This is a genomic window from Streptomyces sp. NRRL F-5126 (assembly GCF_000721265.1).
Classification (GTDB): Bacteria; Actinomycetota; Actinomycetes; order Streptomycetales; family Streptomycetaceae; genus Streptomyces.
Genome location: NZ_JOFZ01000012.1, coordinates 640,199 through 666,522, shown reverse-complemented (window position 1 = coordinate 666,522; position 26,324 = coordinate 640,199). Strand labels below are relative to the sequence as shown.

The 26,324-nt window shown below is 73.7% G+C and carries 23 protein-coding genes and 3 tRNA genes; 13 read left to right on the top strand and 13 right to left on the bottom strand.

What is annotated here, in order from left to right; translation table 11 throughout:
- Positions 1–26: 26 nt before the first annotated feature.
- Positions 27–689, bottom strand: a complete 663-nt coding sequence (locus tag IH48_RS0127815; RefSeq protein WP_030910435.1) for a class F sortase — start codon at positions 687–689, stop codon at positions 27–29.
- A gap of 162 nt (positions 690–851) precedes the next feature.
- Positions 852–1,514, bottom strand: a complete 663-nt coding sequence (locus IH48_RS0127810) for a hypothetical protein (protein WP_030910432.1) — start codon at positions 1,512–1,514, stop codon at positions 852–854.
- A 271-nt stretch (positions 1,515–1,785) separates the two neighbouring features.
- On the opposite strand from IH48_RS0127810, the gene cutA reads away from it, so the two are divergent.
- Entirely contained in the window at positions 1,786–2,121 is a 336-nt protein-coding gene (gene cutA / locus IH48_RS0127805; protein WP_030910430.1) for a divalent-cation tolerance protein CutA, read from the top strand.
- On the opposite strand, the gene IH48_RS0127800 is transcribed toward cutA, so the two are convergent.
- Entirely contained in the window at positions 2,082–2,867 is a 786-nt protein-coding gene (locus IH48_RS0127800; RefSeq protein ID WP_078850088.1) for a SanA/YdcF family protein, read from the bottom strand. The genes cutA and IH48_RS0127800 overlap by 40 nt on opposite strands.
- Positions 2,868–3,005: 138 nt before the next feature.
- Between IH48_RS0127800 and IH48_RS0127795 the strand changes: the two genes are divergently transcribed.
- From IH48_RS0127795 to IH48_RS0127780, 4 genes are all read left to right on the top strand, one after another.
- Entirely contained in the window at positions 3,006–4,412 is a 1,407-nt protein-coding gene (locus IH48_RS0127795; RefSeq protein WP_051840690.1) for a deoxyguanosinetriphosphate triphosphohydrolase, read from the top strand.
- A 149-nt stretch (positions 4,413–4,561) separates the two neighbouring features.
- A complete protein-coding gene (locus IH48_RS0127790) occupies positions 4,562–5,833 on the top strand; it encodes an NAD(P)/FAD-dependent oxidoreductase (RefSeq protein ID WP_030910404.1) in 1,272 nt (423 codons plus the stop codon).
- Positions 5,834–5,881: 48 nt separating this feature from the next.
- The gene (gene dnaG / locus IH48_RS0127785; protein WP_030910403.1) at positions 5,882–7,813 is read left to right on the top strand and encodes a DNA primase; all 1,932 of its coding nucleotides are present in this window, start codon (positions 5,882–5,884) and stop codon (positions 7,811–7,813) included.
- A gap of 674 nt (positions 7,814–8,487) precedes the next feature.
- Positions 8,488–9,540, top strand: a complete 1,053-nt coding sequence (locus IH48_RS0127780; protein WP_420705547.1) for an RNA polymerase sigma factor — start codon at positions 8,488–8,490, stop codon at positions 9,538–9,540.
- 90 nt (positions 9,541–9,630) lie between these two features.
- Here IH48_RS0127780 and IH48_RS36690 read toward each other — a convergent pair whose 3' ends face one another.
- From IH48_RS36690 to IH48_RS0127755, 5 genes are all read right to left on the bottom strand, one after another.
- Complete coding sequence (locus tag IH48_RS36690; RefSeq protein ID WP_199810014.1) at positions 9,631–9,801, bottom strand: hypothetical protein; 171 nt, start codon at positions 9,799–9,801, stop codon at positions 9,631–9,633.
- A gap of 167 nt (positions 9,802–9,968) precedes the next feature.
- Complete coding sequence (locus IH48_RS0127770) at positions 9,969–11,918, bottom strand: ABC transporter ATP-binding protein (RefSeq protein WP_030910399.1); 1,950 nt, start codon at positions 11,916–11,918, stop codon at positions 9,969–9,971.
- On the bottom strand, positions 11,918–13,651 hold the full coding sequence (locus tag IH48_RS0127765) for an ABC transporter ATP-binding protein (protein WP_030910397.1): 1,734 nt from the start codon (positions 13,649–13,651) through the stop codon (positions 11,918–11,920). Before IH48_RS0127765 ends, IH48_RS0127770 begins: the two co-directional genes overlap by 1 nt.
- A 314-nt stretch (positions 13,652–13,965) precedes the next feature.
- Complete coding sequence (locus tag IH48_RS0127760; protein WP_078850087.1) at positions 13,966–15,474, bottom strand: FGGY family carbohydrate kinase; 1,509 nt, start codon at positions 15,472–15,474, stop codon at positions 13,966–13,968.
- Between the two features lie 87 nt (positions 15,475–15,561).
- Positions 15,562–15,876 (bottom strand): hypothetical protein, encoded by a 315-nt coding sequence (locus IH48_RS0127755; RefSeq protein WP_030910393.1) that lies wholly within the window; start codon positions 15,874–15,876, stop codon positions 15,562–15,564.
- A 213-nt stretch (positions 15,877–16,089) separates the two neighbouring features.
- Between IH48_RS0127755 and IH48_RS0127750 the strand changes: the two genes are divergently transcribed.
- From IH48_RS0127750 to IH48_RS37190, 4 genes are all read left to right on the top strand, one after another.
- Positions 16,090–16,162 (top strand) — tRNA-Asn (locus IH48_RS0127750).
- Between the two features lie 5 nt (positions 16,163–16,167).
- A tRNA-Asn gene (locus tag IH48_RS0127745) sits at positions 16,168–16,240 on the top strand.
- A gap of 177 nt (positions 16,241–16,417) precedes the next feature.
- Positions 16,418–16,491: transfer RNA gene (locus tag IH48_RS0127740), tRNA-Ile, on the top strand.
- Positions 16,492–16,938: 447 nt separating this feature from the next.
- Positions 16,939–17,562 carry a DUF6924 domain-containing protein gene (locus tag IH48_RS37190; protein ID WP_158710359.1) on the top strand — a complete coding sequence of 208 codons (624 nt, stop codon included), beginning with the start codon at positions 16,939–16,941 and terminating at the stop codon, positions 17,560–17,562.
- A 21-nt stretch (positions 17,563–17,583) separates the two neighbouring features.
- On the opposite strand, the gene IH48_RS37185 is transcribed toward IH48_RS37190, so the two are convergent.
- The 4 genes from IH48_RS37185 to IH48_RS0127715 form a co-directional block, all read right to left on the bottom strand.
- Complete coding sequence (locus tag IH48_RS37185) at positions 17,584–18,165, bottom strand: DUF1906 domain-containing protein (protein WP_051840687.1); 582 nt, start codon at positions 18,163–18,165, stop codon at positions 17,584–17,586.
- Between the two features lie 149 nt (positions 18,166–18,314).
- Positions 18,315–19,796: a GAF domain-containing sensor histidine kinase gene (locus tag IH48_RS0127725; RefSeq protein WP_051840686.1), complete on the bottom strand. Its 1,482-nt coding sequence runs from the start codon at positions 19,794–19,796 to the stop codon at positions 18,315–18,317.
- A 14-nt stretch (positions 19,797–19,810) separates the two neighbouring features.
- On the bottom strand, positions 19,811–20,854 hold the full coding sequence (locus tag IH48_RS0127720; protein WP_030910387.1) for a rod shape-determining protein: 1,044 nt from the start codon (positions 20,852–20,854) through the stop codon (positions 19,811–19,813).
- Positions 20,855–21,004: 150 nt separating this feature from the next.
- Entirely contained in the window at positions 21,005–21,634 is a 630-nt protein-coding gene (locus IH48_RS0127715; protein WP_420705546.1) for a hypothetical protein, read from the bottom strand.
- A 112-nt stretch (positions 21,635–21,746) separates the two neighbouring features.
- Between IH48_RS0127715 and IH48_RS34560 the strand changes: the two genes are divergently transcribed.
- On the top strand, positions 21,747–22,691 hold the full coding sequence (locus IH48_RS34560; RefSeq protein WP_078850085.1) for an SCO2400 family protein: 945 nt from the start codon (positions 21,747–21,749) through the stop codon (positions 22,689–22,691).
- A gap of 46 nt (positions 22,692–22,737) precedes the next feature.
- Here the strand turns inward: IH48_RS34560 and IH48_RS0127705 are convergent, their stop codons facing one another.
- Complete coding sequence (locus tag IH48_RS0127705; RefSeq protein ID WP_030910380.1) at positions 22,738–23,175, bottom strand: MarR family winged helix-turn-helix transcriptional regulator; 438 nt, start codon at positions 23,173–23,175, stop codon at positions 22,738–22,740.
- Positions 23,176–23,291: 116 nt separating this feature from the next.
- Between IH48_RS0127705 and IH48_RS0127700 the strand changes: the two genes are divergently transcribed.
- From IH48_RS0127700 to IH48_RS0127690, 3 genes are all read left to right on the top strand, one after another.
- A complete protein-coding gene (locus IH48_RS0127700; RefSeq protein ID WP_107059395.1) occupies positions 23,292–24,314 on the top strand; it encodes an NADP-dependent oxidoreductase in 1,023 nt (340 codons plus the stop codon).
- Between the two features lie 89 nt (positions 24,315–24,403).
- Positions 24,404–24,832 (top strand): organic hydroperoxide resistance protein, encoded by a 429-nt coding sequence (locus tag IH48_RS0127695; RefSeq protein WP_030910375.1) that lies wholly within the window; start codon positions 24,404–24,406, stop codon positions 24,830–24,832.
- 82 nt (positions 24,833–24,914) lie between these two features.
- Positions 24,915–25,787 carry an EI24 domain-containing protein gene (locus tag IH48_RS0127690; protein WP_030910372.1) on the top strand — a complete coding sequence of 291 codons (873 nt, stop codon included), beginning with the start codon at positions 24,915–24,917 and terminating at the stop codon, positions 25,785–25,787.
- Positions 25,788–26,324 lie beyond the last annotated feature (537 nt).

Below are 26,324 nucleotides of genomic sequence, written 5' to 3'. Positions count from 1 at the left end.
GGACCGGGGCCTGCGGCGCGCATCCGTCAGCGGCGCGAGCCCGTCAGGTGCGCGTACGCGACGACGTTGCCCTCGTAGCCGGTGCGGTGCGAGAAGCCGCCGCCACAGGTGATCACGTGCAGCTCCGGGCGGTTCGCCGCCGCGTAGACCTTCTGGTCGGGGAAGGCGCTGTTCTTGTAGACCTCCACCGCGTCCACCGAGAACAGGGCCGTCCGCCCGTCCCGCCGGGTGATCGCGATCCGGTCGTCCTTCCTGAGCGTGCCGAGGTTGTAGAAGACCGCGGGGCCGCGCGCCGTGTCGACGTGGCCCGCCACGATCGCCGTGCCCTTGGCGCCGGGCGTGGTGCCGTGCTCGTACCAGCCGGCGAGGTTGCCGTCCGACTGCGGCGGCGTGGCGAGCCTGCCGTCGCGCGTCAGGCCGAGGCCCGTCATCGGAGCGTCCACGCCGATGCGCGGGATCCGCAGCCTGACCGGCGCGGATGGGGCGAGGGGCGCCGGGCCGGCCTTGGCGCCCGCGGCCGGGCCCGCCGGGGTCCGCGTGCTCTTCGGCCCCGCGGAGTGCGGGAACGCCTGCGCCGCCGTCGGCACGGGCGGCGTCACGGGCCGCAGGCCGGTCTCCACGAGCCAGATGCCGGCGCAGGCGGCCGCGGCCAGCCCCCATGCCATGCCCCTGGTGCCGTTGGCGTTCATCTGCCGGGACCTTTCTGCGGGGCCTTCCGCCGGCTTGTGCGGGTCCTGCCGCTGCCGGGCGTGGTCACGGGGGAGATATCCCCGCCCGGGTCAGCGATGAGCATGACGCGGGCGGGGACGAGGGGCGGGTGCGGGCCTTCGGCGGGTGGGAGCCGCCGCCCGTCAGCTCTGCGTGCCGCTCGCCCGGCGACGCAGGAGCCATACCCCGCCCACGGCCGATCCGGCCAGAACGGCCGAACCCGCCGCGACCTTCGGGACGTCGGCGTGCACGCTGCCGCCGACCCCGGTGCTCACATGGCCGTGCGGTATCGCGGGCTCGACCGGCTCGGCCGGGTACCGCGGTGGCTTCGGGTGACCCTCCGGAGTGTGCCCGGGCGCCGGCGGGTGCGGGCGCGGTGGCACGCCCGCGTGATCGCCGTCCACCGGGCCGGGACCCACGCCCGCGTGGTCGGTCTTCGGCGTCGCCGTGGCACCGCCGTCGTCCGCCGGCGCCCCGCCCGGGTCCGCGGACGCCGCGGGCTGCTGCCCCTGGACGTCCGGCTGGGGCGCCGCGGGGGCCGGCAGGTCCGTCGGGTCCCCCGGGTCCGCGGGGCCCGCCGTGGCCTGCGGATCCGCCGGGTCCTGCTGCTCCGTGCCACCCGTCGCGGCACCGTCGTCCGCGAGGGCTCCGGCCCCGGACGACGTGCCGTCGTCGTACGGCGCGCCGGTGACGTGCGCCGCGGGCTCGGCGAGCGCGGGCGAGGTGCCCGCGGCGGCCAGTCCGAGCGACGCGACCGCCAGCGCGGCGCCGGTCATCAGGCGGGCGGTGCGGGCGGTGGTGAGCATGCTGCCGTCCTCCGTGAAGGTGTCGTCTCCCTTACAGAGGTAAGGCGCGGGCCCGGTGGCGCGCCTGCTGACGTCCGGTCAGGCACGGCAAAGGCGTACCGGCCGGCGTGTGAACCCGCGCGGCATCGCCGCAGTTCAACGCCGCACGCCCCGTCGCGGCCCGTTCGGAGCGCCCCGTCGCGCCGAACGGGTGACGCACCCGGGCCGGCCCGACGGCCTGACAGCATGGGCGCCGAACCGTCAGGGACGCCGACGAGGAGGGGAGCCCACCATGGCCGGCACCGAGCCCGCGTATCTCACCGTGCTCACCACGACCGACAGCCGAGTGAAGGCGGAGGCGCTCGCGGCCGGGGCCGTGTCGGCGCGGCTCGCCGCCTGCGCGCAGATCTCCGCGCCCGTCGTCTCCGTGTACCGCTGGGAGGACGAGGTCAGGACCGACGAGGAGTGGCAGGTGCTGTTCAAGACGACCGCCGCTCGTTACGACGCGCTGGAGAGCCACCTGCTCGCCGCGCACGACTACGACACCCCGGAGATCATCGCGACGCCCGTGCTGCGCGGCAGCGCCGGCTACCTCGCCTGGGTGGCCGGGGAGACCTCCGGAGGGTGAGGGCGCGACTCGGCCGCGCTCCCGTCCTCGGTCCCGGCGGACGCCAGCGCCCGTTCGACTCCGTGCTCCCGGGGGCCGAGGAAGGTGGGCGCGGGCCGCAGCAGCGCGTCCAGTGACGCCTTGTCCGCCGCCAGGACCTCACGTGTGCTGCTGTAGTACCAGGTGACGTCGTGCGGTTCCGCCACCGGGACGCCGTAGGCGTCGAGGCCGGCCGCCGCACAGAGCGCCAGCGCCCGCGAGACGTGGAAGCCCTGCGTGACCAGGATCGCCTGCCGCACGCCGAAGATCTTTTTCGCACGCACGCAGGAGTCCCACGTGTCGAACCCCGCGTAGTCGTCCACGATCCGGCTGCCTGGCACTCCGTGCCGGGTGAGGTACCGGCGCATCGCGTCCGGCTCGTCGTAGTCCTTCCTGCTCTTGTCGCCCGTGACGAGGAGCACGCGCACCTTCCCCGTCCGGTACAGCAGCGCCGCCGTGTCGAGCCGGTGCGCCAGGTACGGCGTCGGCGTGCCGTCGCGCAGCCCGGCGCCGAAGACCACGGCCACGTCGCGGGCCGGCACGTCGGCCGCGGTGCGTATCCGCCCGTCCGCGCTCTGGTGGAGCCACACCGAGGGGACGAGCGCGAGCGTGCAGACGCCCATCACCGCCTGCGTCAGCCGCCGCTGACCGCGCCGGGTGCGCAGCCGGTCCCGGAGCGCCCGCGCGAGCCGCGCGGCCCGCCCCCCGCCCGCCGTCCGATTCGGCATCCCACCGGCCCCCTCCGTCGATCTCCGTTCGTCACAGGGGACGCCGTCGGGGGCCCGCCGGTTCGGCCGCGGGCCCTGTGCCGCGGGCCCTGTGCCGTGATGAGCGGCGCCCGACCGGCTCCGGCTACGGTCGGACACATGGCAGGCACCCGCGGCTCCACCCCGCCAGAACCCAAGGCCCACCACGACCCCACCCACTACGGCCCCGCCGACACCGCCCGCTGGGTTCCCGAACCCGACAAGCGCCCCGGACGCACCGAGTTCCAGCGCGATCGGGCCCGCGTCCTGCACTCGTCGGCCCTGCGCCGCCTCGCGGGCAAGACCCAGGTCGTCACGCCGGGCGCGCCGGGCGACGAGTGGGACGCCAGCCCACGCACCCGCCTCACCCACTCACTCGAGTGCGCGCAGGTCGGCCGCGAGCTGGGCGCCGCGCTCGGCTGCGACCCCGACCTCGTCGAGGCGGCCTGCCTCGCGCACGACATGGGCCACCCGCCGTTCGGCCACAACGGCGAGCGCGTCCTGGACGACTTCGCCGCCGACTGCGGCGGGTTCGAGGGCAACGCGCAGTCCCTTCGGCTCCTCACGCGCATCGAGCCGAAGCGTTTCACCACGCCGGGCAGCGGCCCCTCGGGCGCACCGCAGGCCCCCGGCACGGCCGCCGTCAGCGTCGGGCTCAACCTCACCCGTGCGGCCCTCGACGCCGCGACCAAGTACCCGTGGACGCGCGGCGCCGCGCAGGCGGCGGCCGGGGCCCGGGCGGGCCGCGCCAAGTTCGGCGTGTACGAGGACGACCTGCCGGTCTTCTCCTGGGTGCGCCAGGGCGCGCCGGCCGGGCGCACCTGCTTCGAGGCGCAGGTCATGGACTGGTCCGACGACGTCGCTTACTCCGTGCACGACTTCGAGGACGGCCTGCACGCCGGGCACATCGACCCCGCCGCGCTGGCCTCGCCCACGGAACGCGCCGCCATCTGGGAGGTGGCGGTGCGCCGTTACACCGACCCGGGCACGCAGCCGGCCGAACTCGCCGCCGCCCTCGACCGGCTGACGGCCGAGGAGTGGTGGCCGCACGCCCACGACGGCTCGGCCGTCGCACAGGCCAGGCTGAAGGACGCCACCAGCCAGCTCATCGGGAGGTTCTGCCTCGCCGCCGAGGCCGCCACCCGCGCCGCGTACGGGACCGGCCCGCTGACCCGGTACGGTGCGACGCTCGTCGTCCCGCGGCCCGCGCGCCTCGAATGCGCGGTGCTGAAGGCCGTCGCGGACCGGTACGTCATGCAGCGCCCCGAGCAGGAGGCGATCCGCGCCGACCAGCGCGTGGTCCTCGGCCGGCTGGCCGAGGCGCTGCTGGCCGGCGCGCCGTACGGGCTGAACCCGCAGTTCCGCGCCGCGTTCGGGGCGGCGGGCGACGACGCCGCGCGCAAGCGGGTCGTCGTGGACCAGATCGCGTCCCTCACGGACGCGGCCGCGCGCGCCCTGCACGCCAGGGTGACGGCCCCGGGCGAGCGCCCGGCGCCCGCCCCGGCGGACCGCCCGCGCCCCGCGTAGGGCAAGATCGACTCGCGCGCACTCGTACGTCTTCCGGCATTACCGGCCGGACCCGGGCAAGAAGACACGCCCATGGAGCGCCCCTCTTCCGCCGCCACGCTCCGTGCGGGACGCTCGCAGGTGGCGGCAGCACAACGAGGAGGCATCAAGTGGTCGACGCACATCGCACATTCGTCATCGTCGGCGGCGGTCTCGCGGCGGCGAAAGCCGCGGGGACCCTTCGCACGGAGGGATTCACCGGACGCGTGATCCTCATCGGCGACGAGCGCGACCACCCCTACGAACGCCCCCCGCTCTCCAAGGGCTACCTCGCCGGCGGCGAGGAGCGCGCGAGCGTCTTCGTCCAGGACGCCGCCTGGTACGCGAAGCACGAGATCGAACTGCACCTCGGCCAGTCCGTCACCGCGCTCGACCGCGCGGGCCACTGCGTGCACCTCGGCGACGGCAGCTCCATGCGCTACGACAAGCTGCTGCTCGCCACGGGCGCCGAGCCGCGCCGCCTCGACATCCCGGGCACCGACCTCGCCGGGGTCCACCACCTGCGCAGGCTCGCGCACGCGGATCGGCTGCGCCAGGTCCTCACGTCGCTCGGCCGGGACAACGGCCACATCGTCATCGCCGGCGCGGGGTGGATCGGCCTCGAGGTCGCCGCCGCCGCGCGCACGTACGGCGCCGAGGTCACCGTCGTGGAGGCGGAGTCCACCCCGCTGCACCGCGTCATCGGCCCCGAACTCGGCCAGCTCTTCACCGACCTGCACAGCGAGCACGGCGTCCGCTTCCACTTCGGCGCGCGGCTCACCGGGATCGTCGGCCAGGACGGCGTCGTCCTGGCGGCGCGCACCGACGACGGTGAGGAGCACCCCGCGCACGACGTGCTCGCCGCGATCGGCGCGGCGCCGCGCGTCTCGCTCGCCGAGTCCGCGGGCCTCGCCGTGGCGGGGCCCGCCGAGGGCGGCGGCATCGTCGTCGACGCGGGGCTGCGCACCTCGGACCCGGACGTGTTCGCCGCGGGCGACGTCGTCTCCGCGCCGTCCCCCTGGGGCGCGGCGGCCGGGGGCCGCATCCGCGTCGAGCACTGGGAGAACGCGCTGGAGGGCGGCCCCGCCGCGGCGCGCGCGATGCTCGGCCAGGAGGTGGCGTACGACCGCGTCCCGTACTTCTTCTCCGACCAGTACGACCTCGGCCTCGAGTACTCGGGGTGGGCGCCGCCCGGCAGCTACGACGAGGTCGTCGTGCGCGGCGACGCGGGCAAGCGCGAGTTCATCGCGTTCTGGCTGGGGGAGGGCAGGGTGCTCGCCGGGATGAACGTGAACGTGTGGGACGTGACGGACGACATCCAGCGCCTGATCCGCTCGGGAGCGGCGGTCGACAAGGACGCCCTGGCCGACCCCGGCACGCCCCTGGGCTCCATCGGCGGCTGACGCCCGGCCGCGGGCAGGAGTGTCGGTCCGCACCCTTAGAATTCACGGGTGGCCGGCAGGATCAACGATGACGACGTGAAGGCGGTGCGGGACGCCGTCCCGATCGACGCCGTCGTGTCCGAATACCTCCAGCTGCGCAACGCGGGCGGCGGCAACCTCAAGGGCCTCTGCCCCTTCCACGACGAGAAGTCCCCGTCCTTCCAGGTCAGTCCGAGCAAGGGTCTCTTCCACTGCTTCGGCTGCCAGGAGGGCGGGGACACCATCGCCTTCGTGATGAAGATCGACCACCTCTCGTTCTCCGAGACGGTCGAGCGCCTGGCGGCCCGCGCCGGCATCACGCTGCGCTACGAGGAGGGCGGCTACAACCCGTCGGCCCAGCGAGGCGAGCGCTCGCGGCTCGTCGAGGCCCACCGCGTCGCCGCGCGGTACTACGTGGAGCAGCTGGCGTCGCCCGAGGCCGAGATCGGCCGGGCGTTCCTCGCCGAGCGCGGCTTCGACCAGGCGGCGGCCGAGCACTTCGAGGTCGGCTACAGCCCCGCCGGTTGGGACCACCTCACGCGCTTCCTGCGCGGCCAGGGCTTCAGCGACCGCGAGCTGATCATGTCCGGGCTCTCCCAGGACGGCAGGCGCGGGCCGATCGACCGGTTCCGCGGCCGCCTGATGTGGCCCATCAGGGACATCTCGGGCGATGTCGTCGGATTCGGCGCGCGCAGGCTGCGCGAGGACGACAACGGACCCAAGTACCTCAACACCCCCGAGACGCCGATCTACAAGAAGTCCCAGGTCCTCTACGGCGTCGACCTCGCCAAGAAGGAGATCGCCAAGTCCAGCAGGGCCGTGGTGGTCGAGGGCTACACGGACGTGATGGCCTGCCACCTCGCGGGCGTGACCACCGCCATCGCCACGTGCGGCACGGCGTTCGGCGGCGACCACATCAAGATCCTGCGCCGGCTGCTCATGGACAACGGCAGCGCCCGCGTGATCTTCACGTTCGACGGTGACGCGGCCGGCCAGAAGGCCGCCCTGCGCGCCTTCGAGGACGACCAGAAGTTCGCGGCCGAGACCTACATCGCCATCGCCCCCGACGGCATGGACCCCTGCGAGTTGCGGCTCGGCAAGGGCGACGACGCGGTGCGCGACCTGGTGGAGCCCCGCACGCCGCTGTTCGAGTTCGCGATCCGGCAGATCGTGGCGCGCTACGACCTCGAGGTGCCGGCGGGCCGCGCCGCGGCGCTCGACGAGGCCGCCCCGATCGTCGCCCGGATCAAGAACAGCGCCTCGCAGCACGAGGTGGCCGTGCAGCTCGCCGGGATGCTCGGGATCCTCGACACGCAGTTCGTGGTCAAGCGCGTGGCCCAGCTGGCCCGGTGGGCCCGCGACCGAGGCGGCCGCGGCCCCGCGCAGGGCCCGGGCCCCGGCGGGCGCGAGCCGGGCGGCCCGGGGCCCTCGGGCGCCGGGCAGCCGCCCGCGTCCCGAAGGGGCCCGTCGGGACCCGCCCTCTATCTGCGCAACCCCGTGTTCGCGACGGAGCGCGAGCTGCTGAAGCTCGCCCTGCAACGCCCCGAGCTGGTCACGCCCGCGTTCGACGCGTACGAGACGGACGAGTTCACGGCCCCGCCGTACGCCGCGGTGCGCCAGTGCATCGACGAGGCGGGCGGCGCCGAGCAGGGCTGCGATGACGTCAGGGACTACCTGGCCAAGGTGCGGGATGCCGCGCCCGACGACACCGTACGCAAGCTGGTCACGGAGCTCGCGGTCGAGGTCTTCCGGGGCAAGTCGATCGACGAGCTGTACGCGGGCCAGCACCTTGTCCAGGTCCGCATCCGCGCCGTCGACCGCCGCATCCAGGACGTCACGTCGTCGCTGACGCGCCTCGGCAACGGAGGAGACCCGCAGCAGTACGCGGCCGTCCAGAACGAGCTGTGGGTGCTCCAGCAGTACGGCCAGACCCTCCGCAGCAACGGCGCGGGCGCGCTGTAACAGTCCGCGGGGGGCGCGCAGAAAGTGCGCGCAGGCCTCTCGTGGCCGGGATGTGCCGTACCCCACACTGGGGGCGGGCCGTGCTGCCGCACCCCTCGGAACCCGGCAGCGACCATCTGGAGGTCGCCCCCGTGCAGACCCGCAGCCAAACTCTGGACCAGAGCGGACCTCAGCCGCCGCGCCCGCGCCCGCGCCCGCAGCCGCCGGTGCGGCCCCCGCACACCGAGGCCGGCCCGCGGCCCGAGTCCGGGCCGGACGTGCGAGGCGCGGCCCCACCGAGCCCGGGACACCCGGCGGATCCGGCCGCCCGGCCAGGCCCCGACCTCACGACCGCCCGGACGCGGGGTTCCGTCCCGGGCCCGGACCCTGGATCGTCCCACCCGGCCGCGCCACGGCCAGGTGACACGCCCGGTGCGGAGTCCCCGCCGCCCGCCGCGGAGAGGCGCGACGCCGCGAGGACGCCTGAGGCCGTGGGGGCGCCCGAGGTCGCGGGGAGGTGTGACGCCGTGGGGATGCCCGAGGTCGCGGGGAGGCGTGACGCCGTGGGGACCCCCGAGGCCGCGGAGAGGCGCGACGCCGCGAGGGCGCCTGGGGCCGTGGGGGCGCCCGAGGCCGCGGGGAGGCGCGACGCCGTGGGGATGCCTGGGGCCATGGCGGCGCCCAAGGCCGCTGGGATGCCTGAGGCCGTGGGGACCGCCGAGGCCGTGGGGAGGCGTGACGCCGCGGGGGCGCCCGAGGTCGCCGGGACGCCCGAGGCCGTGGACGCGCCGCACGCGCCCTGGCGCGTCCCGGGCGCACGAGCGTCCGCCGGCGGCAGCCCCGCCTCCGACCTGCTGCGCCAGTACCTGCGGGAGATCGGACGGGTGCCGCTGCTGACCGCCGCGGACGAGGTCGAGCTCGCCCGGCGCGTCGAGGCCGGACTCTTCGCGGAGGAGAAGCTCGCGACGGCGCGCGTCCTCGACGAGCGGCTCGCGCTCGACCTGGACCGGCTCGTCGTCATCGGCCGGATGGCCAAGCGCCGGCTCATCGAGGCCAACCTGCGGCTGGTCGTGTCCGTCGCCAAGCGGTACGTCGGCCGCGGGCTGACCATGCTCGACCTCGTGCAGGAGGGCAACCTCGGCCTGATCAGGGCGGTCGAGAAGTTCGACTACGCGCGCGGCTACAAGTTCTCCACGTACGCGACCTGGTGGATCCGGCAGGCCATGTCCCGCGCGCTCGCCGACCAGGCCCGCACGATCAGGGTTCCCGTGCACGTCGTGGAGCTGATCAACCGGGTGGTGCGCGTACAGCGGCGCCTGCTCCAGGAACGGGGCTGCGAGCCGACGCCCGCCGAGATCGGCGCGCAGCTCGCCCTCGCTCCCGAGCGGGTGAGCGAGGTCCTGCGGCTGGCCCAGGAACCCGTGTCGCTCTACACGCCGGTCGGCGACGAGCAGGACCTGGCGCTCGGCGACCTCATCGAGGACAGGGACGCGGCATCGCCCGTCGAGTCCGCCGCCTTCCTGCTGCTGCGCAGCCACCTGGAGGCCGTCCTCACCACGCTCGGCGAGCGTGAGCGCAAGGTCGTCCAGCTGCGCTACGGGCTGGACGACGGGCGCGCGCGCACGCTGGAGGAGATAGGCCGGATATTCGGCGTGACCCGGGAGCGCATCCGCCAGATCGAGTCCAAGACGCTCGGCAAGCTGCGCGACCACGCCCTCGCGGACCAGCTGCGCGGCTACCTCGACTGAGCGCTCCGGCCGGCAGGCGCCGGGCACGCCCGTAGCCCGCCCTCCGGTCCGAAGGCGGGCTGCGAGACGCACTGGCTCAACGCGATGTGCTCACGGGAACAGCGCGATGCCCACGATCACCAAGAGGACGACCACGAGGATGATGGCACCCGCGGACCACGAGCCCTGGTGCTTGACGCCCTTCGCGCGGCCTCCACGCGGCCGGTCCTCTTCCAGTGTGGGATGCTGCGGCCTGCCGTGCTTGTAGAACGTGTCCGCCATGAGAGCCCCCTAACGGTGGTCTCGGTCCTTCCTGAGTGCCGAATACCCCCATTGCGGACACCCATGCACGCGCCCCGGCCGCACGACACAGGGCGCCCCCGGCGGCACGTACCGTCACCACCGTGAGCGCCCTGCGGGCGGGATGTCCTGCCGCGCACGCGGATGCGTCAGTCGACCTCCGCCACCGCCTGCGCGAACTGCGCCTTGTACAGCCGTGCGTACGCGCCGTCCACCGCCAGCAGCTCCTCGTGCGTGCCCTGCTCGACGATCGAGCCGTTCTCCATCACGAGGATCACGTCCGCGTCACGGATCGTGGACAGCCGGTGAGCGATCACGAAGCTCGTCCTGCCGTGCGCCAGCCGCGCCATCGCCTTCTGGATCAGCACCTCGGTGCGGGTGTCGACGGAGCTCGTCGCCTCGTCGAGCACGAGGATCACCGGGTCCGAGAGGAACGCGCGCGCGATGGTGATCAGCTGCTTCTCACCCGCGCTGACGCCCGTGCCCTCGTCGTCGATCACCGTGTCGTACCCGTCGGGCAGCGTGCGGATGAACCGGTCGGCGTGTGCCGCCCTCGCCGCCTCCTCGATCTGCTCACGCGTGGCGCCCGGCGAGCCGTCACGCGCCGGCGCCGCACCGTACGCGATGTTCTCCGCTATCGTGCCGCCGAACAGCCACGTGTCCTGCAGCACCATGCCTATCCCGGAGCGCAGCTGCTCACGCGTCATCTCCCGCACGTCGACGCCGTCGAGGGTGATGCGCCCCGACGACACCTCGTAGAACCGCATCAGCAGATTGACGAGCGTGGTCTTGCCCGCGCCCGTCGGGCCGACGATCGCGACCGTCTGCCCCGGCTCCACCGCCAGCGACAGGTCCTCGATCAGCGGCTTCTCCGGGTCGTAGCGGAACGCCACCTTCTCAAGCGCCACCCGGCCGCGCGGCGGCGTCAGCATCTTGCGCTCGGGACCGTCGGGCTCCTGCTCGTCCGCGTCAAGCAGCTCGAAGATCCGCTCCGCCGACGCCACACCCGACTGCACGAGGTTCGCCATCGAGGCGACCTGCGTCAGCGGCTGCGAGAACTGCCGCGAGTACTGGATGAACGCCTGCACGTCACCGATGGACAGCGCGCCCGTCGCGACCCTGAGCCCGCCGACGACCGCGACCAGCACGTAGTTGAGGTTCGAGACGAACATCATCAGCGGCTGCATGATCCCGCTGTTGAACTGCGCCTTGAACGCGGCCTCGTACAGCTGGTCGTTGTGCTCCTTGAACGCCTCGGCCGACTCCTCCTGCCGCCCGAACGTCTTCACGAGCGAGTGGCCCGTGTACATCTCCTCGATGTGCGCGTTGAGCTTGCCCGTCACCCGCCACTGCTGCACGAACTGCGGCTGCGACCGCTTGCCGACCCTCGTCGCCACCAGTACGGACAGCGGCACCGTCACCAGCGCCACCAGCGCGAGCAGCCAGGAGACCCAGAACATCATGGCGATCACGCCGATGACCGTCAGCAGCGAGTTGACCATCTGGCCCATCGTCTGCTGCATGGTCTGCGCGATGTTGTCCACGTCGTTCGTCGCGCGGCTGAGCACCTCGCCGCGCCGCTGCCGGTCGAAGTACGACAGCGGCAGCCTGGACAGCTTCGCCTGGATGTCCTCGCGCATCCGGTACACCGTCCGGTTGATGATCCGGATCGACATCCGCTGCGCGACCAGCATCAGCAACCCGGCGCCCAGGTAGACGAGCAGCGCCGTCAGCAGCACCGTGCCGATCCGGTCGAAGTCGATGCCCTGCCCGGGCACGAAGTCGACCCCGGACAGCAGGTCGGCCATCGAGCCGTGCCCGTGGGCCCGCAGGCCCTCGATCGCCTGCGCCTTCGTCGCGCCCGCGGGCAGCGAGCGCCCGATGACGCCGGCGAAGATCAGGTCGGTGGCGTTGCCCAGGATCCGCGGGCCCTCCACGGAGAGCCCCACGCTCACCACGGCCGCCGAGATCATCACGGCCAGCACACCGCGCTGCTGCGTCAGCCGCCCCAGCAGCCGCTTCGCCGACCCCTTGAAGTCGGCAGAACGCTGCGTGGGCGCACCGCCGCGCATCATGCGCCCCGGTCCTCCGCCGCTCATCAGGCCGCCTCCGCCTCGGTCAGCTGGGAGAGCACGATCTCCCGGTACGTCTCGTTGGACTCCATCAACTCCGAATGGCGCCCGGTGCCGACCACGCGGCCCTCGTCGAGCACCACGATCCGGTCCGCGTCCCTGATCGTCGACACGCGCTGCGCGACGATCACCACCGTGGCCTGTGCCGTCTCCCGTCCGAGCGCGGCACGCAGCGCCGCGTCCGTCGCGTAGTCGAGCGCCGAGAACGAGTCGTCGAACAGGTATATCTCCGGGCGCTGCACCAGCGTCCGCGCGATCGACAGGCGCTGCCGCTGGCCGCCCGACACGTTCGTGCCGCCCTGCGAGATCGGCGCGTCAAGACCGCCCTCCAGCTTCCGCACGAAGTCCTTGGCCTGCGCCACCTCAAGCGCGTGCCACAGCTCCTCGTCGGTCGCGTCCGGATTGCCGTAGCGCAGGTTCGTCGCGACCGTGCCCGTGAACAGGTAGGGCTTCTGCGGGACGATGCTCACCGTCTTCGCCAGCAGTGCCTCGTCGAGTGCGCGCACATCCTGCCCGTCGACCAGGACCTGACCGCTGGTGACGTCCATCAGCCGCGGCACGAGCGTCAGCAGCGTCGACTTGCCGCTGCCCGTCGAGCCGATGACGGCGGTCGTCTCGCCGGGCCGCGCCACCAGGTTCACCGCCTTGAGCACGCGCTCCTCGGCGCCCGGGTAGCGGAAGTCGACGTCCCGTATCTCCAGGTGGCCGTGGGCGCGCAGCTCCCGCACCGGGCTCACCGGCGGGACGACGCTGGAGTCGGTGTCAAGCACCTCTTCGATACGCTCGGCGCACACCTCGGCGCGCGGCACCATGATGAACATGAACGTGGCCATCATCACGGACATGACGATCTGCATCAGGTAGGAGAGGAACGCGGTCAGCGCGCCGATCTGCATCCCGCCGCTGTCGATGCGGTGCGCGCCGAACCAGACGACGGCGATCGACGACAGGTTGACCACCGTCATCACCGTCGGGAACATCAGCGACATCAGCCGGCCCGTGGACAGCTGGAGCCCGGTGAGTTCGCCGTTGGACGTCGCGAACCGCTCCTGCTCGTAGTCGTCCCTGACGAACGCGCGGATCACGCGGTTGCCGGTGATCTGCTCGCGCAGCACGCGGTTCACGCTGTCCAGCTTCTTCTGCATCTGCCGGAACAGCGGACGCATCCGGCGCACGATCAGGCTCACCGCGAGCGCCAGCGTCGGCACGACGGCCAGCAGGATCGCCGACAGCGGCACATCCTGGCTGAGCGCCATGATGATGCCGCCGACGCACATGATCGGCGCGGACACCATCAGCGTGAACGACATCAGCGTCAGCATCTGCACCTGCTGCACGTCGTTCGTGGTGCGCGTGATCAGCGAGGGCGCGCCGAAGTGGTTCACCTCACGCGAGGAGAAGCGCTGCACCCGGCCGAAGATGGCGGCCCTGACGTCGCGTCCCAGGGCGGACGCCGTCCTGGCGCCGAAGAAGACGGCGCCCATGTTGCACAGCACCTGTCCGATCGAGACGGCGAGCATGACGCCGCCGAACTCCAGAATGTAGGACGAGTCACCCTTCACGACACCGTTGTCGATGATGTCCGCGTTGAGCGTGGGCAGGTAGAGCGTGGCGACGGTCTGCAGCAGCTGCAACGCCACCAGCAGGGCTATGGGTCTTCTGTACGGAGCGAGGTGGGTCCGTAGGAGTCGTAGGAGCACGCGGGGGTCTCTCAGGGTCGGCGGGCAGAGGTCGCCCCCATCTTGCGGCACGCGCGCCCTTGATTCCCAAGGATTTCGGGGACGGACCCCCGCGGAATGGCCAAGGCCGGGTCAAGACGCGCCGCCTCGCGACGGGTACACCGAAAACCCTACGGCGCGGGTACGACACCGCCCCCGCGCCCTGCCAGCCTGACGTCGGGGCCGCACGGTGCCGGGGCCGCCGCCTTCGCGTGAGGAAGACGCCCCTCGCCCCGGGAGACGAGGAGTCGGCCGCGTCGCAACCCGGCGCGGCCCAGGACCCCTCGGCGTTCCGGTTACGGCGTGCCAGTGCCAGTGCCAGTGCCAGTGCCGGGTCCGCCGGTCACCTCGTCCGAGCCCGGCGCGGGAGCGGCGAACGCGCCCGGGTGGATCTGCTCACGCGTGGCCTGGTACTGCTGGCGCACCGCGGAACCGACCGCCAGCTCGTCGCCCGGCTCGAAGACCTGCGCGGCCGCGCCCTGCCAGGCCGGCGGCGTCGCCGGGTCCAGCGTTCCGTTCGAGACGCCGAGCGCCCACGCGGCCTGGCGGGCCGCGCCGAGCGCCGCGTACTCGGCCGGCTGCGCCACCACGACCTGCGCGCCGAACACGGCGGGGGCGATGGCCTGCACGGCGGGCAGCTCGGCAGCGCCACCGAGCAGGAACACGCGGCGCACGTCGACGCCCCGGCCGCGCAGCACGTCCATCGCGTCGGCGAGCGAGCAGAGCATGCCCTCGAACGCGGCCCGCGCCAGGTGCTCGGGGCGCATGGACTCGCGGCGCAGACCGCTGAGCGTGCCCGCCGTGTGCGGCAGTTGGGGGGTGCGCTCGCCCTCCAGGTACGGCAGCAGCACGAGACCGGAGGAACCGGGCGTCGACTTCAGCGCGAGCGCGGACAGCTCGGCCAGGTCCGCCGTGCCGAGCAGCTCGGCGGTGCCGCGCAGCGCACGCACCGCGTTGTTCGTGTGCACGACGGGCAGGTGCAGGCCGGTGGCGTCCGCGAAGGAGGTGATCGAGCCCGACGCGTCGGCCAGCGCCTCCCCGTGCACCGCCATCACGGACCCGGACCCGCCGAGCGACACGACGGCGTCGCCCGTCCCGAGCCCGAGGCCGAGCGCGGCGGCCATGGTCTCGCCGGTGCCCGCGGAGATCAGCAGTCCCTCGGGCGTGGTGCCGGCCGCCTCCGAGGGGCCGAGCACCTCGGGGACCACGACCCGGTGGCCGAGGGCCAGCTCGACGAGGTCCTGCCGGTACGTGCCCGTGGCGGCGGCCCAGTAGCCCGTGCTCGACGCGTCACCGCGGTCCGTCGTACGGCGGGCGGGCCTGCCGAGCAGCTGCCAGACGATCCAGTCGTGCGCCTGCATCACGGAGGCGACGCGGCGCGCGGCCTCCGCCTCGTGGCGGGCCAGCCAGCCCAGCTTCGCGAGCACCTGCCCGGCCGACGGCACCGCGCCGACCGCCTCGGCCCAGGCCTGCCTGCCGCCCAGCGCGTCCACCAGGTCGGCCGCGGCGACCTGCGCGCGCTTGTCGTTGCCGAGCAGCGCGGGCCGCACGAGGGCGCCCTGCTGGTCGAGGGCGATGAGCGCGTGCTGCTGGGCGGAGACGCCGATGGCCTGCACGCCTTCGAGCAGCCCGCCGCTCGCGGCCTCGCCCAGGGAGAGCAGCCAGGCCTGCGGGTCGACGTCCGTGGCTTTCGGGTCGACGGGGTGCGGCGCGTACCCCTGGCGCAGGACGGCACCGGTGCCGGTGTCGCAGACGACGATGCGTGTGGCCCCGGACGAGCTGTCGAGGCCGGCGACTATTCCCATGGCACGGGATTCTACGGACAGCGGTCAGCGGGCCCCGACGCCCGTCGAAGCCCGCTGACCGTCGCACCGCGCAGGCGCCCGGCCGTCTCAGGTATTGGTGGTGCCCCAGTCGTCCTCGCCGGTGCGGCCGCTGCGCTCGCGCAGCGAACGCACGCGCTGCGCGACGGAGGCGGGCACCCGGTCCCCGACCTTGTCGCCGACGCGCTCGCTCACCGAGTGGTACGCCTTCCCGGCGAACTCCTTGCCGGTCTGCGTCGCGGTCTCCGTGGCGTTGCGCACAGCAGGGTTCTGCGAGATCTGCTGCGCGGCGTCCTTCATCTTCTCGTAGCGCTCGCGGCCTGCGCGGGTTCCCAGAACGTATCCGAGAGCCAGACCCGCGATGAACGTGAGGCGGTACCTCATTGGCTGCCACCCTTTCCTAGCGTCGGACCGTGGGGCCATCGCTGCCCTCGCGTGCTGATGCGCCTACCCCGTCACGGCCCGGGATCACCCGACGTGACCCGGCACGATACCGATTGGCGGAGCACCCCCCTGCTTGCGCTAATGTATGTGTCGCAGCGAGCACGCGCCGCCCGGGTGAGCCGGACCGGCGAGGGCCCGCGGCAGACGCAGCAATCCCCTGTAGCTCAATTGGCAGAGCAGCCGGCTGTTAACCGGCAGGTTACTGGTTCGAGTCCAGTCGGGGGAGCGCGATCCCCTGTAGCTCAATTGGCAGAGCATTCGGCTGTTAACCGGAGGGTTGCTGGTTCGAGTCCAGCCGGGGGAGCAGCTCACACGGAAGGGCCCCGGAGGGGTCCTTTTTCGTTTCCCCGGCAACCCCGGCAACCCCGGGCCGAGCGGGACGGTCTTCGAGGCCGCGGCAGTCCGACCGCCACAGCAGGAGATCGTATGAGCGGCTATGCTGCGGCAGACGGCGCGCACACTTGTGCGCGACGCGCCGTTGGGGGCGGTAGCTCAGCCGGTTAGAGCAGCGGACTCATAATCCGTCGGCCGTGGGTTCGAGTCCCACCCGCCCCACTCGAACAGGCGTTTGCAATATCGCCTGGGCCCGCATTCGGGTTGCGCATCCCCGTCAGCCTCCTGAGCGCCTGTCACGCTTCCGAGGCCTCCTGTGTGAGCGGGTGCGTGCGCGGGCGTCCCAGAACCGCCCCCGCGGCGCGCACGCGGCACCTGAGTCTCGCGTTCCTCGTCGCCTCCATGCCGACCTGCCTGTCTCGTACCAGGGCAGCCGGTCCTTCGGGCGCGCTGCCCGTTCGTCGAGTCCTCCGTCCTCTGCTTCGACTCCACCGGCGTCCAGCCGTCCTGCACGATCGTCTTCGACCCGCAGCGGACCGCCCGACGTGTCGACGTCCGCCCACGCCTGTCCCACCGCCTCGCCGCGGCGCAGGCCCTCCCGTGGTGGGGCGGGCGGGCCCAGGCTCAGTGAGGTTGGCCTGCGGCGCATGAGTGGACATCATGGGGCACGTGCTGATCGAGACAGGGCAAACCCCGCTGCTGCGGGTGGACTTCGGTGATCAACAGGCTTGGGAGGCGGTGCGCTCGGCCGTGGAGGCGCCCGTCGGCGGTGGCCTGGTCGTGGCCGCGGTCGACGTGGTGAACGACCCGCGGTTGGCCGACTTGACGGTTGAGCAGGTCGTGGCAGCCGTCGGCCCCGACGCCCCGCACGCCGTCATCGTCGTGGCCGATCGGCGGACGATGGCAGGACCCGGCGCTCCTCTCCTCGTCATCGACCGGCGAGACCGGTGCGAACTGCGGTGCGCGCCGGGGGCGTTGTGGGCGATCGTCAACGACACCGGCATCCGGGGGATGCCTCTGCACGAGTTCGCGGACGATGTGGACGAGTCCGGCGTGTTCCGGGGCAGGGGAGGGCCTGAGGGCCTTGAACGGCGGCTGGCCGCGCTCGCGGAGTTGACGAAAGCCTCCGGCGCCGCCCGGGAAACGCCGCAGGCGGGGAGCCGTTCGCGCGTACTCGGTCCGCGCGGCGGGGGAAGCGCGGCTTCGGCCTCCGGTCCCTCCACCGCGAGGCCGGCCGGTGGGGCCGCTCGTCCCGTCCCGGGCAAGCCACCGCACCCGCCCGCGGCGGGCTGACCGGCGTGCGGCGTTGAGGCCTCAACCCAGCTGCCACTGGCCGAAGTCCGCCGCGGACGCCGTGTCCAGGTCGCAGCTCGCGCCGCCGATCGTCTGCTGGGCGCCCTGCCTGATGTGTGCGCGCTCGTCCCACTGGCCGCCCGACCAGGCCGGGGTCTGCCACGCCCAGGCGGCCTTGTGCGCGTCCAGCGCGCGCTTGACCGGGTAGTAGCCGCCGTAGATGCCCACGCGGTCGCGGCCGAGCACGCCGGCCGCGCCGTCCAGGTAGGAGTTGATCGCCGCCTGCTGGCCGGGCGTCGCGTCGAAGTCGACCGCGAAGTAGATCGGGCGGTCGCCCGGCATGCCCGCGTCCGCCGCCTGCTTCTGCGCCTTGCGCGCGTCCGCCGCGCCGCCCGCCTCTCCCGACAGGGCGCGCTGCGCCGTCGACTCCCACACCACCACGCACGAGACGCCGTGCGACGTCAGGTCGTTGGCCTCCGTCTTCGTCAGGTTCTTGGCGGAGTCGTTGCTCAGGTACCGGCAGGCGAACTTCTTGCCCGCCGCCTTGAGCGCTGCCCCGCCCGGATGCGACCAGGCGTAGTCGACTCCCGCGGTGCCGGCCATCGTCGACACTTCCTTCCGTGACCACTCGTGTCCGTTCGGTGCCACCGCGTCATCTACCCGTCCGGTGCCGTGCGAACCGGAGCCGGCGGGGGCGCTCGGGTGCGCCACGCGTAGCGTCCCCGCGCCGAGGCGCGCGCCGTCGGAGCCCGTCAGAGCTCGGGGGACTGCCAGGTCGCCGTGGTGCCCGTGCCCGTCCCGTCCTCGCGCTCCCCGTCGTCCCGCACCACGAGACGCACCGCGGCCCGCCCGTCGGGCAGCCTCGCGCCCGCGTCGACCTCGACCTCGACCGACGTGACGCCGTCCCTGCGGTGCGCCGCGGCGAGCGCTCCCCGCAGCGCCGACAGCAACTGCGCGTCGACGGGCTCGGCGACCGCCGAGTCCACCGGGCCCCTGAACCGCACGGAAGGGCGGAAGCCCAGCAGGGCCGCCGCGCCGTCGGTCTCACGCAGCACCCGGCCCCGCACCCCCGTCGGCGCCTCCGCGGGCGGCTGCTGCAGCGCGAAGATGGCGGTCCGCACCTCCTGGATGGTGGAGTCCAGCTCGTCGGTGGCCCGCCCCAGCAGAGCGGCCGTCTCACCCGTACCCGCGCGCCTGCGCGTCGACTCCAGCATCATCTCCGTCGCGAACAGCCGCTGCACGACGAGGTCGTGGAGGTCGCGCGCGATCCGGTCGCGGTCCTCGTACACCGCCAGCCGCTCCCTGTTGTGCTGGGCGTCGGCGAGGACGAGCGCCAGCGCCGCCTGCGAGGCGAACTGCGAGGCCAGCAGCCGGTCGACGGACGTGTACGGGCGCCTGCCGCGCGACCGCGGCACGGTGAGGGTGCCGATCAGCCGGCCGCCGTGCTGCAGCGGCAGCATCATGCTCGGCCCGAACCGCTCGCGCACCGCCGTCGTCATCCTCGGATCGGACGCCGAGTCCTCGATGAACACCGGTTCCCCGCCCAGCAGTTGTTCGAGCACCGCGGAGCCCGGCAGGATCGCCGTGCCGACCATGCCGTCGGCGATCGCGGGGTCGGCCGTCGACGCGGCGACGATCCGCATGCCGCCCTCAGGCGTGGGCAGCAGGACGGCGCCCGCGTCGGCGTCGGCCAGCACGCGGGCCGACTCGGCCACCGTCGCCAGCGCGTCCTGCGCCGACTCGCCCGTCAGCAGCGCGGTGGTGACGGCCGCCGCGCCCTGGATCCACCGCTCGCGCCTGCGCGCCCTGCCGTACGTGCGCGCGTTGCCGATGGCGATGCCCGCCTGCGCGGCGAGCGTGCGCAGCAGCACGTCGTCGTGCGCGGTGAACCCCCCGGCGCGCGCCGCCGTCCCGCCCACGGCGGCCGGCTCGTCCGCGCGCGTGCCGGTCACCCTCAGGTGCCCGAACACCTCGTCGGCCACGCGCACTTCCACCTCGGCGCGTGGACCGCCCTCGTCGGCGCCCGCCGAGAACAGCTCGGTCAGCGGCGCGCTCTCCGGCTGCACGACGCCGAGCTCCGCGTAGCGCGCCCCGACCAGTTCGACGGCGGTGTCCACGATGTGCTGGAGCGTGACGCCGAGTTCGAGGTCGGTGCCGATGCCCAGCACCGCCTCCAGCAGCATCGGCAGCCGGTCGGCGCCCGCGCCTGGGCCGTCCTCGTCGCGGCCGGGCATCGTGGTGGGACCGGTCAGTGCGCCGACGCAGTCGGGTCGATGGCCAGCGGCTGGACCTTGCCGTCCAGCATGGCGCCCATGCCGAGGATCGTGCACAGGTCGGGCTGGTCCGCGATCGCCACCGGCATGCCCGTCGCCTCCCCCAGCATGCGGTCGAGGCCGGGCAGCAGTGCGCTGCCGCCAACCATCCTGATGCCCGTGTCCGCCAGGTCGGCCACCAGGTCCGGCGGGCACTCGCGCAGCACGCGCCCGATCCCGTCCTTCACCGCGGTCAGCGGCGTGTAGATCGCCTCGCGCACGGCCGCCGTGTCCACCTTCACCGACCTGGCCACGCCCGTGGCGACGTCCCGGCCGTTGATCTCCGTGGTCGTCGGGCCCTCCTCCGTCAAGCCGTTGCCGCTCAGGGCGAGTTGCAGCGGACGAACGGACTGGCTCGGCAGCACGAGCTCGTGGTGGTGGCGCAGGTACTGCAGCACGGCCTGGTCGATCGCGTTGCCGCCGACGGGGATGCGCTGCGCCGTCACGATCGAACCGATCGACAGCACCGCGACCTGCGTGGTGGCCGCCCCGCACATGATGATCATCGTGGCGGTGGCGTCCTCGACGGGCAGGCCGCAACCGACGGCCGCGGCGATCACGGTGTCCACCAGCTCGACCCGGCTCGCACCCAGCCCGACGAGCGTCTCGATCGTCGCGCGCTGGGCAAGCGGGTCGCTGTCGTGCGGGGTGGAGGCCGCTGCGCGCAACCGCGGCTTGCGCCGCAGCTGGCGCCTGAGCTTGTCGCCCAGCAGATGGCGCAGCATGCGCTGCGCCATCTCGATGTCGATGACGGTGCCACCGGTGAGCGGCCGCACGACGCGGATGTAGTCGGGTGTGCGGCCCGTCATCCGCTCCGCGAGCGTGCCGACCGCCTTCAGCGATCCGGTACGGGTGTTCACCGCCGCACAACTCGGCTCGTCGACGACGAGACCCGCCCCCTTCACGAAGACCCGCGTCCTGGCGGCTCCCATGTCGACGGCGATGTGGCAGCGGCGCAGATTCTCAAGACTGACGGTCACGGCGGATCTCCCGAGCGGCTGGGACGGTCACCGGCGGCGCGGCCGGTCCTTGGGAAAATCCTGCTGCGGCAGCGGTCCCGGCGCGCGCTGGGCTGAGCCGGTCGGTGTACCACGGCGCGGTGCGCGCCACACCGGCCGGGCGGCATCGGGTCAGGCGGGCGCCCACCGCTGGAGCAGGCCCCACGTGAACTCGGCCGCGTACCGCGTGGTCGGTGCCGCCGCGGTGGGCGGCGCCGTCCCGCCCGGCCCTGCCTGCGGTCCCGTGGGCCCCTCGGGCGCCGCGAACGCCAGCCCGAAGCGGGTCGGCGCCGTGCCCTCAAGCGGCCGCGCGGGCGGGAACGCCCGCGCCACCTCGTCCACGGTGCACGCCCACGGGCGCAGGTCCGCCACCGTCCGCAGCTCGGGCCCCGGCACGCCCGGCGCCCGCACGAGCCACTCGTTCCACACGGCGCCGCCGGGCGCCACCATGATCTCGAAGCGCAGCGCCGGCCAGAGCGGCAACCGCCACTGCAGCGCCTCGCACTCCAGGTCACCGACCCGGTGCGGGAAGGCGCGCTCCGGTGGGCCGAGCACCGACCGGTACCTGGCCCGCGCGCCCCGGCCGCGCGGCGCGCGCACCATCGCCTGCCAGCGGCGGTTGGCCTCCCGCATGTCCCCGCGCGAGGCGCCGAGTTCGCGCCGCGCCTCGTCGACGAGGCCGGGCTGGTGGTCCGCCATCCTGCGCAGGAGCACCAGTTGGAAGGCGTGCGGTCCGAACGCCGCCTGGCTGCCTTGACTCATGTGCGCCATCCTCCCCAATCGGACAGATCGGTGCCGAATCCGGGGTTCCGCACAAGATCTCCACACATGCAGCTGCCCGCCGCGCAGTCCCGCCGCATACCCTGCCAGCGCCATGGACTACTGCGAACACTGCCGAAGGCACCTCAACGGCGCGCTGGCCTGCGCCGGATGCGGCAGGTACGCGCAGGACCTGCGACCCGCTCCGGCGCCGGGGCGGGACCCGGCGGCCGGGGGAGCCGCGAGCGCCCCGGCGGCCGCCGCACAAGCGCCGCAGGCGCAGCAGGCTCCGGACGTGGGGGAGCCCTCGATCGGGTCGGCGGCAGGGAACGCGCCGGGAGCAGGGCACGCGCCGGCGGCCGCAGACGCGCCGGAGCCCGCCGCGTCGGCGGATCCCGGTGCCCGTCCGGAAGCCGGGGGCCGGGCCGGTGGCCACCCGGAGGCGCCGTCCGGCGAGCTGCCCGGGCACGGCCACCGCCGCGCGGGCCGCAGGCCGCGCTCGGCGCCGCGCAGGGCGCGCAGCAAGCGCGGCCGCAGGATCGTCATCGGCACGCTCGGCGTCGTCCTCGCGGCGGGCGCGCTCAGCCTCGCGCAACTGGCGCTCGACCCCGGGAACAACGGCCTGGGCTCCGGTTCCGGCCTCGGCGGGTCCGCCGTCAGCGGCGACAGCACGGATCCCGACCCGGGCCCGTCCGCCTCGGGCGGTCCTGCCGTTTCCGGCGCGCCGGTGAGCGACCCGTCGGCGCAGAACACCCGCGGCGGTGCGACGGGCTCCGCCACGCCGGGCGCCGACCCGTCCGCGTCCGACGGCAGCGGCAGCCCGGACCCCGGCGCGAGCGACGGCGCCTCAGGGACGACACCGACGGACGGCGCGGGCGCGGGCTCGGCGACGGGCGGCCCCGCGACCGGCCCCGACGACCCCTCCGAGCCCGGTGGGTCCACGCCGGGCACGCCCACGCGGTCGGCGCCCGCGACACCCGGGCCGACGCGGAGCGGCCCGCCGCCGGCACCGGACCCGACCCGGAGCCACTGCACGCGGTTCCTGTGGTGGTGCGGCTGACACCGCAGGCGCTCTCGTGCGACCACGCACTCGGGCCCCACTGGCCTCACAGCTCCGCGTCGTCGCCCACCATCCGGCGCAGCAGGTCGCGCAGGGTGCGGCGCTCGTCCGCCGACAGCTCGGCGAGCGGCTCGCGCGCGAAGTCGAGCGAGCCGCGCAGCAGCTTGGCGGTGGCGAGGCCGCTCGCCGTGGGCGCGGCGAGCTTCACCCTGCGGTCGTCCGGGTCCGGCCGGCGCTCGACCAGCCCGCGCGCCTCCAGCCGGTCCACGATCCCGGTCACGTTGGACGGCTCGCACTTCAGTTTTCTGGCGATCCTGCGCATGGGCAGCGGCTCCACGGACAGCAGACCGAGGAGGCGCGCCTGCGCGCCGGTCAGGGAGTGCTCCGCGGCGGCCCGCTCGTACTCCTCGTGGTAGCGGGCCACGACGGAGCCGATGAGCTGGACGACCTCGAAGGTCAGTGGGTCGGTGCGGGTAGTGGCCATGCGTGTCAGCGTACCCATGTGCTTGACATCATGAAATATTGAGATGCAAGGTTGTTTCATCAACTGAAACATCACCTGGAACATCTTCCCCCGTCCCCCTCGAAGGAGGCATGCGGATCATGACCGCACTCCCCACGTCCGGCCGCGCCTGGCACCTCGTCTCCCGTCCCGACGGCTGGCCGGAGCCGGGTGACGTCGCGCTGCGCGAGATCCCCGTCGACGCGCCGGAGGAGGGCCGGATCCTGGTCCGCAACCTCTACTTCTCGGTCGACCCGGCGATGCGCGGGCGGATGAACGACGTGAAGTCGTACGTGGCGCCCTACCGCCTCGACCACCCCATGGACGGCGGGGCCGTCGGCGAGGTCATCGCCTCGGCCGCGGAGGGTTTCACGGCAGGCGACCACGTGCTGCACTACGGCGGCTGGCGCGAGTACGCGTCCGTCCCCGCCGACCGCGCCACGAAGGTCGACGCGTCGAAGGCCCCCCTCTCGACGTACCTCGGCGTGCTCGGCATGACGGGCCTCACGGCCTACGCGGGGCTCTTCGAGACCGCCTCCTTCAAGGAGGGCGACGCGGTCTTCGTCTCCGGCGCGGCCGGCGCCGTCGGCAGCCAGGTCGGGCAGATGGCGCGGATCAAGGGCGCGTCCCGGGTGATCGGCTCGGCGGGCTCGGACGAGAAGGTCCGCCTGCTCACGGAGGAGTACGGCTTCGACGCGGCCTTCAACTACAAGAACGGCCCCGTGAAGCAGCAGCTCAAGGAGGCCGCGCCGGACGGCATCGACGTCTACTTCGACAACGTGGGCGGCGACCATCTCGAAGCCGCGATCTCCTCGTTCAACCTGCACGGCCGCGCCACCATCTGCGGCATGATCGCGCAGTACAACTCCACGGAGCCGCCGCCCGCGCCGCGCAACCTCGCGCTGGTGATCGGGAAGCGGCTGCGGCTGCAGGGGATGCTCGTCCTCGACCACTACGGGCTGATGCCGCGGTTCGTCTCGGACGTGTCCGGATGGCTGGCGTCCGGCGAACTCAAGTACCGCGAAACGGTCGTCGAGGGAATCGAGAACGGCTTCGACGCGTTCCTCGGAATGCTGCGCGGTGACAACACGGGCAAGATGATCGTCTCCCTCGGCCAGTAGGACCCGCGCACGTACGCACTAGAGTTGACGCAGGCCGCCGCGATCGCGGGCGCGAGTCGCGGCGTACAAACAGAACGGACGAGCACAACATGCCGATTGAGCGCATCGACCCCCTGTACACGGCCGTCGCCACCGCGGAGAACGGCCGGGACGGACGCGTCGCCTCCGACGACGGGCAGCTCGACGTCGTCGTCAACCCCCCGAAGTCCATGGGCGGCAACGGCGCGGGCACGAACCCCGAGCAGCTGTTCGCGGCCGGCTACAGCGCCTGCTTCCAGGGCGCGATGGGCGTGGTCGCCCGCCAGGAGAAGCTGGACATCTCGGGCTCGACGGTGACCGCGAAGGTCTCCATCGGCAAGCTGTCGGCCGGCGGCTTCGGCATCGCGGTCGAGCTGGTCGCGTCGGTGCCCGCGCTGGACGAGGCGGCGACGAAGGACCTGCTGGAGAAGGCACACCAGGTGTGCCCGTACTCCAACGCCACGCGCGGCAACATCGAGGTGAGCCTGTCCGCGGCGTGAGCCGCCGGCCGGTGTGACTCGTCGGCCGGTGTGACTCGTCGGCCGGTGTGGCCGCCGAGCCCGCCCCGTTAAGGTGGCCCGCATGGGCGATCTCGGGGCGGGCTTCGGCTTTCTGGTGAAGGGCCAGCGGTGGGTGGGCGGCCACGGCAGGTGGTTCGGGTTCGGGCTGCTGCCAGGCCTGGTGACGCTGCTGGTGTACGCGGGCGCGCTGGTCGCTCTCGCGTACGGGGCGGACGACCTGGTGTCCTGGGCGACGCCGTTCGCCGACAGCTGGTCGTCGCCGTGGCTCGGGCTGTTCCGCGGCGGGATGACGGTACTGGTCTTCGCGCTCGGGCTGTTCCTCGCGGTGATCACCTTCACGGCGGTGACGCTGCTGATCGGCCAGCCGTTCTACGAGGCGCTGTCGGAGGCGGTCGAGCGCGCGGAGTCCGAGGACGGGGTGGTGCCGGAGTCGGGGCTCCCGTGGTGGCGCGAGATCGTGATCTCCGTCAAGAACAGCGCGTACGTGCTGCTGCGGGTCGTGGTGTGGGGTGTCGTGCTCTTCGCGCTCGGCTTCCTGCCCGTGGTGGGGCAGACGGTGGTGCCCGCGATCGGCTTCTGCGTGTCCGGCTTCTACCTGACGCAGGAGCTGACGGCGGTGGCGCTGGAGCGGCGCCGGGTGGGCGCTCGCGAGCAGTTGGCGTGGTTGAAGGGCCGGCGGCTGATGGCGCTGGGCTTCGGGGTGCCGCTGACGCTGGCGTTCCTCGTGCCGGTGGTGGCGATATTCCTGATGCCGGGGGCGGTGGCGGGCGCCACGCTGATGGCCCGCGCACGAGAGGCCGAGGCGGCCGGCTCGGCCGAGCCCGCGTCCGCCCCCGCGGACGCGGGCTCGGCCCCGTCCAACGCGCCGCGGCCCGGCCCGTCCCCGCGCCCGGCGCCGGACCCGGACAACGGAGCGCCCGCCCCGCGGGCCTGACCGGTCGTGTCCGGCGCCGAGGCGGCGTGGCGGGCGCCGGAGGGCACCGCCGGCGCGCCGGTACCGGTCGGCCACGACCCGGCGCCAGGTCCCGAGCCAGGGCAGCGCGGCCGGTCGCCGACCCACGACGCAACGCGGATGGCGACGCCGCCTGTTGCGTCTGCGTGCGCGCCGCGTTCGACGCCGAGGCGGCGTGGTGGAGCAGGTGGGTACCGGCACCGCGCTGGTGGCCGGGGACGCAGCCCGTCCCGGGACCCGCAGCGCGGCGGGGCCCCGCACACGGCGACGGGGTCGGCGACCGTGCGGCCGCGGCGCGGGCCTGACCGGTCGCGTGCGACGCGAGGCGGCGTGGCGGACGCCGACCCGCGACGCAACGCGGAGGGTCCCGCCGCCCGTTGCGCTTGCGCGATGCGCCCGACACGGCCCGCGTGGCCGGGGCTTCGGCCAGGGGGCGCCCCGGGCGCCAGGTGGCGGGCGGTTGCGGCCGTGGCGTGGCGCACCGGCGCGCCCCACGCTCGGGCGTACGGTCCCGGGGCG